This is a genomic window from bacterium (assembly GCA_040754625.1).
In the GTDB taxonomy this organism is placed as follows: domain Bacteria; phylum JACRDZ01; class JAQUKH01; order JAQUKH01; family JAQUKH01; genus JAQUKH01.
Genome location: JBFMCF010000018.1, coordinates 39105 through 50720 on the forward strand (window position 1 = coordinate 39105; position 11616 = coordinate 50720).

10 protein-coding genes and 2 tRNA genes are annotated in these 11616 nt (G+C 36.9%); 5 read left to right on the forward strand and 7 right to left on the reverse strand.

Features of this window, described 5'->3' with window-relative positions:
* Positions 1-79 precede the first annotated feature (79 nt).
* A complete protein-coding gene (locus AB1498_01260) occupies positions 80-664 on the forward strand; it encodes a Maf family protein (protein MEW6086918.1) in 585 nt (194 codons plus the stop codon).
* Here AB1498_01260 and AB1498_01265 read toward each other — a convergent pair.
* The 7 genes from AB1498_01265 to glmS all read right to left on the reverse strand — a co-directional run bounded on the left by AB1498_01265 (position 650) and on the right by glmS (position 7461).
* Positions 650-1966 carry an outer membrane protein transport protein gene (locus AB1498_01265; GenBank protein MEW6086919.1) on the reverse strand — a complete coding sequence of 439 codons (1317 nt, stop codon included), beginning with the start codon at positions 1964-1966 and terminating at the stop codon, positions 650-652. The two genes, AB1498_01260 and AB1498_01265, sit on opposite strands and share 15 nt — an antisense overlap.
* A 187-nt stretch (positions 1967-2153) precedes the next feature.
* Positions 2154-2230 (reverse strand) — tRNA-Asp (locus tag AB1498_01270).
* Positions 2231-2340: 110 nt separating this feature from the next.
* Positions 2341-2417, reverse strand: a tRNA-Val gene (locus AB1498_01275).
* 122 nt (positions 2418-2539) lie between these two features.
* Positions 2540-3679, reverse strand: a complete 1140-nt coding sequence (locus AB1498_01280; GenBank protein MEW6086920.1) for a DegT/DnrJ/EryC1/StrS family aminotransferase — start codon at positions 3677-3679, stop codon at positions 2540-2542.
* On the reverse strand, positions 3676-4605 hold the full coding sequence (gene rfbD, locus AB1498_01285; GenBank protein MEW6086921.1) for a dTDP-4-dehydrorhamnose reductase: 930 nt from the start codon (positions 4603-4605) through the stop codon (positions 3676-3678). The genes AB1498_01280 and rfbD overlap by 4 nt, the downstream gene beginning before the upstream one ends.
* 22 nt (positions 4606-4627) lie before the next feature.
* Positions 4628-5545: a hypothetical protein gene (locus tag AB1498_01290; protein MEW6086922.1), complete on the reverse strand. Its 918-nt coding sequence runs from the start codon at positions 5543-5545 to the stop codon at positions 4628-4630.
* Positions 5546-5625: 80 nt separating this feature from the next.
* Positions 5626-7461, reverse strand: a complete 1836-nt coding sequence (gene glmS, locus AB1498_01295; GenBank protein MEW6086923.1) for a glutamine--fructose-6-phosphate transaminase (isomerizing) — start codon at positions 7459-7461, stop codon at positions 5626-5628.
* A 138-nt stretch (positions 7462-7599) separates the two neighbouring features.
* Between glmS and glmU the strand changes: the two genes are divergently transcribed.
* The 4 genes from glmU (at position 7600) to pth (ending at position 11432) form a co-directional block, all read left to right on the forward strand.
* Positions 7600-8997, forward strand: a complete 1398-nt coding sequence (gene glmU / locus AB1498_01300; protein ID MEW6086924.1) for a bifunctional UDP-N-acetylglucosamine diphosphorylase/glucosamine-1-phosphate N-acetyltransferase GlmU — start codon at positions 7600-7602, stop codon at positions 8995-8997.
* The gene (locus AB1498_01305) at positions 8994-9941 is read left to right on the forward strand and encodes a ribose-phosphate pyrophosphokinase (GenBank protein MEW6086925.1); all 948 of its coding nucleotides are present in this window, start codon (positions 8994-8996) and stop codon (positions 9939-9941) included. Before glmU ends, AB1498_01305 begins: the two co-directional genes overlap by 4 nt.
* 48 nt (positions 9942-9989) lie before the next feature.
* Entirely contained in the window at positions 9990-10733 is a 744-nt protein-coding gene (locus AB1498_01310) for a 50S ribosomal protein L25 (GenBank protein ID MEW6086926.1), read from the forward strand.
* A 135-nt stretch (positions 10734-10868) separates the two neighbouring features.
* The gene (gene pth, locus AB1498_01315) at positions 10869-11432 is read left to right on the forward strand and encodes an aminoacyl-tRNA hydrolase (protein ID MEW6086927.1); all 564 of its coding nucleotides are present in this window, start codon (positions 10869-10871) and stop codon (positions 11430-11432) included.
* The last annotated feature ends 184 nt before the right edge of the window (positions 11433-11616 follow it).

Consider the following 11616-nt stretch of genomic DNA (forward strand, 5'->3'; position numbering starts at 1 on the left):
TATATTGACTAAATAAAATTAACAAGTAAAATAACACTCTGTAACAAGGGGGCAAGACCCCTTGTTTTAGATTATGAGCATGCTCAAAGACAACAAAGGTATAATTTTGGCTTCCGCTTCTGTCAGGCGGAAAAAATTGTTAAAAAGCCTCGGGATTAAATTTAAAGCTATTCCCGCCAATATTAAGGAGAATATATCTTTTCCAAAACTTTCACCTTCCAGAATTGCTGAAAATCTCGCGTTGAAAAAAACAAAATATATTTCTCAAAAAAATAAAAATAACATCATTATCGGGGCAGATACTGTTATTGTTCTAGGGGATAAAATTATAGGTAAGCCAAAAAACAAAAAAGATGCCTTCCGGATACTCTCACTTTTATCCGGAAAAAAACATCTTGTTATTACTGGTCTGGCCGTTATTGATACAAAATCATCTAAATTTATTTCTGGCTTCGCAAAAAGCACAGTTTGGTTTAAAACGCTCTCCCCTCAAATAATTAATGAATATATCAAAACATCCGAACCCATGGATAAAGCAGGAGCCTATGCTTTACAAGGAAGAGGAAAATATTTAATTTCCAAATTTTCAGGTCCGGAAGATAATATTATAGGCCTTCCAAGAACAAAACTTAAAAATATGTTAGAAAAACTAAAAATTGTATGAGCCTGATAAATTAAAGGCATAATTTACGCTTTTTACTTTATCCACAACAATGTTCCCTGATGAAAAATCCAAATTTGTCATTCGTCCGCTTCCCCAGCCATATTTTATTCCAAATATCATGCTTGAATTCTGGGAAAGAATACCTGAACTAACTGATATACCATAATTATCAATATGCATTGGCTGGGATGTGCCGTTATCTTTAACTTTTGGCGCGGTGGACCTGTCTGTAAAAAAACCGAATCTAAAAGGCACATTGTTATCAAGCATATATTCAGACCCAAAATTGAGGTTTATTACTTCATTAATTTCAACCCTCGATATTTTCTTTTCGTAATCCTTTAACGATAAATTCAATTGATAAATTTCTTTATCATAACCCACGGGAAACATATAAGTGATATCTGTCGCAAAACATAATTTTTTATCTGCCTCCCATTTTAATCCAAGTATAAAACTTGGCGGAACAATAGATGTGTAACTTACCTGTTTTTCAAGATAATAATTATTGAATTTGCCGCTCGTACTGCCTAATGAGGCGGTATAAGTATAATTTCTTTCAATTATGTCTATTGTGTTTGATATTTGACTGCCTGTTTTGAAGGTCAACCCAATGTTAATTTTATCTGCTGGTTTATATAAAAATCCAACTACTCCCATTCCTCCTAAACCTTTTCCGCTGTTTTCAGAATTATTTTCCGCTCTCAATTCCGATACTGAATCACTTGCCTTATAATAATAAGTATCACGATTTGCAATATCCAAATAACGAAAATACACTGTAAATCCCAGGGAAAATCTCGGGTTTAATATTTTTGCGATACTTGGCCCTATCAAATAAGTCTGATCGTTACTTACCTGATCAACCCTGATATTATTAAAAATAATACTTCCCATCTGCAAATCACTATATTGTTCATGCATTTTATACGCATCATATTCGGGTACAACAATAGAAAAACCAAATTTGTATTCTCCTGCGTCTTTTGCCATCCCCCAGAAGGAAGGGACAAAAGACAAAGAGGTAAGTTTTTCTTTGGAATCAGCAAGAAATTTTCCTTTAATTGCTTTATACTCAAATATTTGTGAAGAAACTGAAAGATAGGATATTTTTAACTGAGTCAAGCCTGCCGGGTTATAATAACAGGCCTCTGCACCATCTCCTATGCCGACAAATGTTCCGCCAAGTCCCGCGGCTTTTTCCCCCACCAAAACCTGCTGATTATGATATTCATCCGCGGATATCGGGTATGCAAACAAGATAAAAAAACATAAAAACAAGAAAATATTTTTTTTACTCATTTTTATTTATCCTCCTATTTGCTGCAAAAAACTCTTTATATCTGATTAAAAAATGCAATTTGTGTGTGTAGTTTGTAATTTGGGATCAAATTTTCTATTTTAAATTTTAAAATATTCCGCACCCAAATTACAAACTACTAATTACTAACTACTGCAAATTTTCGATACAAATGTATCGAAAATTTGATGGCGGGGCCGGCCGGACTTGAACCGGTGACCTCTGACTTGACAGGCCAGCGTTCTAACCAACTGAACTACGACCCCGCAAATAGAAAATCGAGATTCGAAATTCGAAAATAGAACAAAATTTCTCCTCATTCAATTTTTTATTTTCGATTTTCAATTCTCCGTTTTTTGCGCTTAGCGCAAAAAACTGGTGGGCAATACAGGACTCGAACCTGTGGCCCCCTGCGTGTAAGGCAGGTGCTCTAACCAACTGAGCTAATCGCCCTTATATTTCAAACAATTTACTTCACTATTTGAACCTGTAACCCTCCGCCTCAGGCGGACGGGCCAAGCAAAAAGAGATTTTGAAATTAAAAATTTGCCGAATTTAAGATTTCATAATTATACTCATTTTTTTTGTCTTGTCAAGGCAATCTTCCTGCTTTTTCTGTAATATTCATTTATCTTTTCTGCAACATAAATTATTTTTTCATTACCTAATTCAGGCCAGATTGGAATCGATAAGACCGTCCTGGCAGCTCTTTCACTTTCTAAAAAATCACCTTTTTTATAGTTCAGAAACTTAAAGGCCTTTTGTAAATGCATGGGAAGAGGATAATAAGAAACACTCTGGATTTCATTATTTTCCAGGTAATTTTTTAAATTTTCTCTCTTTTTTATACATAGTGTATACTGATTATAGACGTGTTTATTCCCGGGAAATTCGACAGGGAGGACCATATTTTCAGTGGGTTTAAGCATATTATTATAAATCTTTGCAAATTCTCTTCTTTTCTCCGTCCATCTGTCAAGATGCTTTATTTTAACCTTCAATACAGCTGCCTGTAAAGCATCCAGACGGCTGTTTGTCCCTATAAAATCATGAAAATACTTTTTCAGAGAACCGTGTTCCCGAAGCATCTTAAGTTTGCGCACCAAATCTTTTCTATTAGTTAATACCGCCCCGGCGTCTCCGCAGGCCCCCAGATTTTTTGAAGGGAAAAAACTCAAAGTGCCGATATCACCAATAGTACCGGCTTGTTTTCCTTTATATTCCGCGCCGATAGCCTGCGCGGCATCTTCAATAACAACCAATTTATACTTTTTTGCGAGTTTAATTATAGGGTCCATATCTGCCGGATACCCGTATAAATGGACAGGCATGATTGCCCTGGTTTTTCTGGTTATTGCTTTCTCTATTTTACTTGTATCCATATTAAATGTCCTTGGATCAATATCAACAAATACGGGCCTGGCGCCGGCCAGACAAATCGCTTCAGTTGTTGCCATAAACGTGAAAGGAACACTGATAACTTCATCTCCATGTCCGATATCGAATACCCTCAGGGCCAAATACAGGGCATCAGTACCCGACGAAACACCTATTGCATATTTAGTGCCGCAATAACGGGCCAATTCATCCTCAAACGACTCTACTTCTTCTCCCATAATATACCTGCCGCTCTCCATAACTCTTTTGACAGCTGCATCAATTTCTTCCTTTATTAAGTTGTACTGCCTTCTCATATCTACTAACGGAACGTTCATTTTTTCTCCTCTCCTAAATAATCTTTCAATGCTTCTTCCCAATTTTGGAGAAGAGCATAACCTTTTGTCTTCCAGGCATAATTTTCCAAAACAGAATTACGCGGCCTTTTAGCCGGACGTGCCAGTTGTGAAGAATCTATTGGTTCAACTATAATCTTATTAATATTGCCTGATAATTCAACAATTTTTTCAGCAAATTCAAACCAGCTGCAAAATCCCTGATTAGTTAAATGATATATGCCTGTTTTACAGCCTTTTTCCAAAAACTCATTTATACCCTTTGATAAATCCCTGGTGTAAGTAGGCGATCCAACCTGGTCATTAACAACCTTTAAATTTTTGCCGGATTCTATTTGCTTTAAAATAGTTTTAACAAAATTCCTGCCGTTAATACCAAATAACCATGATATACGGACAATGGCCCACTTATCCAAAATACCCTGCACAAACTTCTCACCATCCAATTTTGATTTTCCATAAATACTCATCGGATTAGGCGCATCATTTTCCAGATAAGCATTTTTATTCTCACCATCAAAAACATAATCGGTACTTATATAAATCAAAAATGCTCCGCTTTTTTTTGCGGCCTGCGCAACATTTTGTGTCCCCGTACCGTTTATCAAATAAGCCTTTTCTTTATTTAATTCACATCCATCGACATCTGTATAAGCCGCTGTATGGATGATAACATCAGGTTTAACCTCAAAAATTTTCAATTCCGTATCGGACATTGATGTAATATCTATCTTTTCCTCTTCTTTAAACTCAATTTCAGAAAACCGGTTACCTGTGACCGGGCCGTAAAAAGGAATTACTTCAAATTCTTTTTTTTTGAGAAGTATATCGCATAAATCGGAGCCCAACATCCCATTTGCACCAATTACAGCTATTTTTAATATGTTTTTTCTCTTAAATATTTCCATAATTTAATAAAAACCCCGAAAATCAATTAATATCGATAAATTTATCTATAGAATCTTTATTTAATATAAAATCAGCCAATATATACAAATAATCGTTACCTGGATTATTCTCTTTTTTTATTTTTAGGTCCCCATATGATTCTAAAGATCGTATCTCTTTCTCAAGGGCTTCGCTTGATTTTTTTGGGACATAAACCGCTAAATTAGCTTTTATTTTTTCAGGACTTACCTGTTCAAAAGAAAAACCCGCCTTCGCTATCTGTGTCCAAAAATCAGGGACCTGAACGTCCTTTTTTGCGGCTATTTTTTGAACAAATTTAGTAAAATCGCTGTTCTTATTGTCAAAAAATACCACACCCCCCTTTTGTAATGAAATATTTTTGGCAATTTCACCAAACCTTTCGATTTTTTCCCCGCTTTTCAGTTTTTCTTTTAAAAACCTCCTGATTAAAATTTTATTACTGGCTAATATTATTTTACCGGGCATAATAACAAAGGAAGACAGCTTTCCCCTGTTTTCTTTCTCCCCGTTAAAAAATATTTTATTTTGAAGAATTTCTATTGATTTCAGCCTGTCATTTCCGCCCAGAGATTCTTTCAATAATTTCTCTAAAGCTGCCATTCTCGCCCTTGCAAGGCTGTCTTTATCCTTCACCTCAATCTCAATTGTTTTCCCCGCGACCTCCATGGAAAATTTATCTGCCAAATCAATAACCACCAGGTAATCCATTTGCCCGTTTTTATTTTCAGGGAATGCATATCCTTTAATATCCCTGATAGAAATTAAAGAAACAGCTTTCAAAACAGCTTCATTTTTTAAAGAATTCTTTGAGTTCTTTTCCAAAATTTCATTTACAAGACCCAGTATATCCTGATTGGCGCTTTTTTCGAGATTAATCCTACAATAGGCAAAGGCATTGTCGTAAAATGCCGCTGACACTATCCTTCCGGATAAGAAAACAAATAATAAACATAACAAAAATTTTGAATTTTCAATCTTGAATCTTGAATTTTTCCCCATCATTCCACCGTTACACTCTTTGCCAAATTTCTTGGCTGGTCGATATCAACTCCTAAACGCAAGGCTATATGATACGCCAAAAGCTGCAAAGGGATAATTGAAAGAACAGGAGTTAATATTTCTATTGTTTCAGGAATAGTAAAAAAACAATCTGACATTTCTTTCACTATCTTATCATCTTTATAGCCAACCGCAGCAATAATACCCTGCCTTGCCTGAACTTCTCTTAAATTACTGATCATTTTATCATAAACCTGGCCATGCGGGACCACGGCCACTACAGGCATGTTTTCGTCAATTAAAGCAATCGGACCGTGTTTCATCTCTCCCGCGGGATACCCTTCAGCGTGGAGGTAAGAGATTTCCTTTAATTTTAAAGCGCCTTCAAGCGCAATAGGATAATTTACCCCCCTTCCAAGATACAAAAAGTTTTTGTATTTGAAATATGTTTTGCTGCATTTAATAATATCTTTATCATTATTTAATATTACTTCAACCTTCTTAGGAAGCTTTAATAATTCATCAATCACCTCTATTAATTCTATTTTTGAAATACTGCTTCGTAATTTTCCAAGGTATAAGGCCAAAAGATATAAAGCAGTCAGCTGCGCGGTAAATGCTTTAGTTGAAGCGACCCCCACTTCGGGGCCGGCGTGCGTATAAACTACTCCATGCGATAGCCTTGTAATACTGCTGTCTAAGACATTGCATATCGAAATTATTTTAGCACCGCTTTTTTGCGCCTCTTTTACGGCGGCAATTGTATCAGCAGTTTCTCCCGACTGGCTGATAGCTACAAACATTGTATTTTTATCAATTATAGGGTCCCTGTAACGAAATTCCGAACCGATATCCACTTCAACCGGGATCCTTAGAATCTTTTCGAGGATAAACTTGCCGACCAGCCCTGCATGATATGAAGTCCCGCACGCGATAATTATTATCTTTTTTATACCTTCCAAATCCTTGCCGGGCAGATTCGGCAGATCCAGGTATATCTCTTCTTTATCTTTTGAAAGCCTGCTTTTTATATTTTCTTCAATGACACGCGGCTGTTCGTAAATCTCTTTTAACATGAAATGCCGGTAACCGCTTTTTTCCGCAGTGATCGGATCCCATAAAATTAACTGGACCTTTTTGTCTGACCGTTCCAAAGAGTCAATATTATATATCTGCAGGCCCTTTTTTGAAATTTCCGCGATTTCCCCGTCTTCAAGAAAAATTACCTTTTTTGTATAACTAAGTATTGCCAAAACATCCGACGCTATAAAATATTCTCCCTCCCCGACACCAATAATTAAAGGGCTGCCCAAACGGGCGGCATATAATTTATCAGGCGTTTTGAACGAAAATATTGCCAACGCGTATGACCCTTCAACTTCTTTTAGTGATTTAACTATTGATTCCAATAAATTTTCACTTTTACTGTTTTCTTCAATTAAATGGGCTAAAACCTCGGTATCGGTATCAGACACAAATTTATGTCCCAGTTCTTTCAATTCTTGTTTAAGAGTAAAATAATTTTCAATTATCCCGTTATGCACCAAAACCATTTCATTTTTACAATCAATATGAGGATGTGCGTTTTCCTCTGTAGGCCTTCCGTGTGTAGCCCACCGGGTATGACCTATGCCGGCAAAACCGTCAATTGTTTCTTTCGAGAGTTTTTCTTTTAACCCGGCAATTTTCCCTTCTATTCTGCGGCGTTCAATCTTTCCATTGCTAAAAACTGCCACACCCGCGGAATCATACCCGCGATATTCCAGCCTCTGCAAACCATCCAGCAATATAGGAACAACCTGTTTATTGCCTATGTAACCTATTATCCCGCACATACAATGACTCCTTATTTTTAGTAATTCTACTTTAATAACGTCAGCCAGTCAAGAAAAAAGGCGAATTTAGGCATCAATTTGACAAAATTCAAGAGTAATCTTGACAATTCCAAGGTTATATGATATGTTATATGCCTTATGAACAGAAAAAACGCTGATAATTATGCCGCCGTTTTAGCGGCCGGCAAAGGAACAAGGATGAAAAGCAATTACCCAAAAGTTTTGCATCCTATTTGCGGGAAACCAATGATCCAGTATGTTTTTGATACAATAGATACCCTTGCCGTAAAAAATATATTTGCGATTATCGGCCATCAAAAAGAGATATTTTTGGAAAATCTGCCTGAGCGGGTAATCCCTGTAATTCAAGATAAACAATTAGGTACCGGGCATGCCATAAGCCAGTTAGGCAGTTATTTCAAAAACAAAAACGGCACATTAACGGTCTTATGCGCTGACACCCCCTTTATTTCAGCGGATACGCTAAAAAACCTTTTAAAACAACATCAAAATTCCCAAGCGTCAGTAACTGTGCTTACCTGCCGGCTAAAAAATCCGTTTGGTTATGGAAGAATCGTTAAAGAAAACGGAAAAATCAAAAAGATTGTTGAAGAGCTTGATGCTTTGCCTGGCGAAAAAAACATAGACGAAATTAATACGGGCATTTATTGTTTTGAAACAAACGCTCTATTCAGGGCTTTAAAAAATATACGGGCGGACAACAATAAAAAAGAATATTATCTCACGGATGTTATCGAAATTCTAAATTCCAGAGGACATAATATATCTACATTCCTTATAAATAATGAGAATGAAATCCGGGGTATAAACACAAAAATTGACCTCGCATGGGCGGAAAATTATAAACGGAAGAAAATACTTGACCGTCTCATGCTCTCGGGAATAACCATCACTGACCCGGGTACCACTTTTATTTCTGAAAATACTAAAATCGGGACGGACACCATAATTTATCCTTTTTCTATAATTGAAGGGAAAAACATCATAGGAAAAAACTGTTCTTTAGGTCCCCAGGTGAAAATAAAAAATTGTATCATCGGAAATAGAAGTGAAATATTTTTTTCAGTTCTAAAAGAAAGCACTATAAAAGACAAAACCACTATTGGGCCATTTACGCATATCAGGCCCAGAAGCATAATTGATAATGACTCACACATAGGCAGTTTCGTGGAAGTCAAAAAAACTTCTGTAGGCAAAAAAACAAAGATCGGGCATTTATCTTACCTGGGTGACAGTATAATAGGAAATAATGTCAATATTGGAGCGGGAACAATAACCTGTAACTATGACGGTATTAAAAAATATCAAACAACTGTGGGGGATAACGCTTTTATTGGAAGTGATTCCCAGTTGATCGCTCCCGTAAAAATCGGAAAAGGATCATTAATAGGAGCTGGTTCCACTATTACCAAAGATGTGCCTTCAAACGCTCTATCTCTATCAAGAATAAAACAAGTTAATATTGCGGACGGTGCAAAAAGAAAATTTAAAAGTAAAAAACAGGAGAAAATATGACATCTGTTAATCACGAAATAAAAATATTCAGCGGGACCGCAAATATAAATCTTGCCGAAAATATTTGTAAATATCTGAAACTTCCACTGGGAAATTCTGAAACTTCAGTTTTCAGCGACGGCGAAATACTTGTGAAAATCACTGAAAATGTCCGCGGGGCTGAAGTGTTTATTATTCAATCTCTTTGCAGCCCGGTAAATAACAACCTGATGGAGCTGTTAATCATGGTGGATGCATTAAGAAGGTCATCTGCCAGTAAAATCACGGCTGTAATTCCATACTTTTCCTACGCCAGGCAGGACAGAAAAACCGAGCCGAGGGTCCCGATAACCGCCAAACTTGTCGCTAATTTAATGACCGAGGCTGGAATCGACAGGTTACTGACCATGGATCTCCATGCGGGACAGATACAAGGCTTTTTTGACATTCCCGTGGATAATCTTTTCGCAACACCGGTCCTTCTTAGCCATTTTACAAATCTAATAAAAGAACCTGTGGTCGTATCTCCCGATGCCGGGGGTGTTGAAAGAGCGAGGGCTTTCGCAAAAAGGCTGCATGATTCCTCTTTGGCCATAATTGACAAACGAAGGATAGCCAAAAATGAAGCAGCGGTATGCCATATCATAGGTGAAATTAGAAATAGAAATATCATAATTCTTGATGATATAATAGATACTGCGGGGACTTTGACCAAAGCTGCCCAGGCTTTAAAAGAACAGGGAGCGAATAAAATATTCGCCGCGGGCACACATGGTATTTTATCGGGACCGGCAATTGAAAGGATAAACGGATCTCCAATAGAACAAATAGTAATTACTGACACTATCCCGTTGCCTGAAAACAAATATTCCCCAAAAATAAAAGTTTTATCTGTATCTAATTTATTAGGCGAGGCTATTATCCGGATTTACAAAAATAATTCTGTAAGCTCGCTTTTTGTATAACGTTCATTGTTTTTTATCAGTGTAATCACACTTAGAAAGGGAAAATTTATGGAAGTATTTCAATTTGAAGCAAAAACAAGAATCCAAAAAGGCACTAATGCGTCCCGCCGGATCAGAAAACAGGAAATAATCCCCGGCGTCCTGTATGGAAGCGGGAAATCCCTGCCTCTTGAATTTGATTTAAAAGAATTCAAGAAAATAGCTAAAAAAGTACACGGCGGGCATGCAATAATTAATTTAGCCATAAAAGAGAAAGAGGGAGAAACAAAAAAAACAACTCTCCTTAAAGATATACAATATGATATAGTCAGTGATGATATCATTCATGTTGATTTCCAGGAAATATCTCTGGATAAAGAACTCATAACTACCGTTCCCATTGAATTGGTCGGAATTCCGGCCGGGGTCAAAGACGGCGGCGTTCTGGAACAGGTCTTGCGGCATTTAGAAATTAAAGCGCTTCCGATGAAAATACCCGAAAAATTCACGCTGGATGTATCAAGCCTTACTATAGGACATTCTTTAACAGTAAACAGTATAGCCTCGATAGAAGGAATAACAATTTTAACCTCTAAAGATAAAACCGCGGCAACCGTTTTAGCGCCTTCTAAAGAAGAGGTAAAGACACCTGCTGAAGTTGAAGCTGAAGCAGCGGCAGCAAAGGCTGAACCTGAAGTAATAGGTAAAGAAAAGAAAGAAGGCGAAGAAGCTGCTGAAGGCGAAAAGAAAGAGGCAGGAAAGAAAGAACCGGCGAAGAAAGAAGAAAAGAAAGAAGAGAAAGGGAAAAAATAAACAGAGTGATAAGGGTCATGGGTTGAGGGGCAAGGGTAAAATAACTCTCTTGACCCTTGCTGCTTGACCCTTTTTTATTTCGCGATATTCAATCCAAGGTTATAAATTGCGATAATATTTCATAAGGAATTTATCATGTATCTTCTGGTTGGCCTCGGCAATCCGGGTAAAAAATACGAAAAAACAAGACACAACCTTGGTTTTATGGCAATTGATGAATTATCCGCCAAATATGATATTTTACTTCGGAAACACGAGGATTTTTACGAAATTGGCAAAGACGAAATTCAAAATGAAAAGGTAATTTTATTAAAACCTCTTACTTTTATGAATAAAAGCGGAGAGGCTGTTTCATATCTTGCCCAAAAAAAAGCTATCGATTTTGCAAAAATACTGCTTATTTATGATGATTTAAACTTGCCTTTAGGAAAATTCCGCATCCGCCCGAAAGGCAGCGCCGGCGGGCATAACGGAATGACATCCGTTATTGAAAGCCTTGGTTCAAAGGATTTCCCGAGATTAAGAATCGGGATCGGTTCTCCGGATAATATCCCATGGGAAAAATATGTCCTTCAGAATTTCTCTTCACAGGAAGAAAAAACAATCCGGAATTCATTAGAAAAAATACCGGAAGTTGTTGAAGTTTTTATTCAAAAAGACATTGCCGCGGCAATGGAGTATATAGGCAGAATCAAATAAACAAGGGGGCTTGACCCTTTGTTTCAATCTTACCGGACCTTTGAAAACTGGACATATTTTTCACAGAACTTTGACACCTCGAAAATAAATTTCTTTATTTGATAAGTAATTAGCTGATTTCAGGCAGACGTAGGCACTACGTTTTCTTTTAGGGAAGAAATAATTTTGGGCGGGATTGCGCAGC

What these genes read in the sequence shown, in the direction of transcription:
- AB1498_01260 (MEW6086918.1), top strand. Translation starts at nt 80, where the DNA reads ATGCTCAAAGACAACAAAGGTATAATTTTGGCTTCCGCTTCTGTCAGG.
- AB1498_01265 (MEW6086919.1), bottom strand. Translation starts at nt 1,966, where the DNA reads ATGAGTAAAAAAAATATTTTCTTGTTTTTATGTTTTTTTATCTTGTTT.
- AB1498_01280 (MEW6086920.1), bottom strand. Translation starts at nt 3,679, where the DNA reads ATGAACGTTCCGTTAGTAGATATGAGAAGGCAGTACAACTTAATAAAG.
- rfbD (MEW6086921.1), bottom strand. Translation starts at nt 4,605, where the DNA reads ATGGAAATATTTAAGAGAAAAAACATATTAAAAATAGCTGTAATTGGT.
- glmS (MEW6086923.1), bottom strand. Translation starts at nt 7,461, where the DNA reads ATGTGCGGGATAATAGGTTACATAGGCAATAAACAGGTTGTTCCTATA.
- glmU (MEW6086924.1), top strand. Translation starts at nt 7,600, where the DNA reads ATGAACAGAAAAAACGCTGATAATTATGCCGCCGTTTTAGCGGCCGGC.
- AB1498_01305 (MEW6086925.1), top strand. Translation starts at nt 8,994, where the DNA reads ATGACATCTGTTAATCACGAAATAAAAATATTCAGCGGGACCGCAAAT.
- AB1498_01310 (MEW6086926.1), top strand. Translation starts at nt 9,990, where the DNA reads ATGGAAGTATTTCAATTTGAAGCAAAAACAAGAATCCAAAAAGGCACT.
- pth (MEW6086927.1), top strand. Translation starts at nt 10,869, where the DNA reads ATGTATCTTCTGGTTGGCCTCGGCAATCCGGGTAAAAAATACGAAAAA.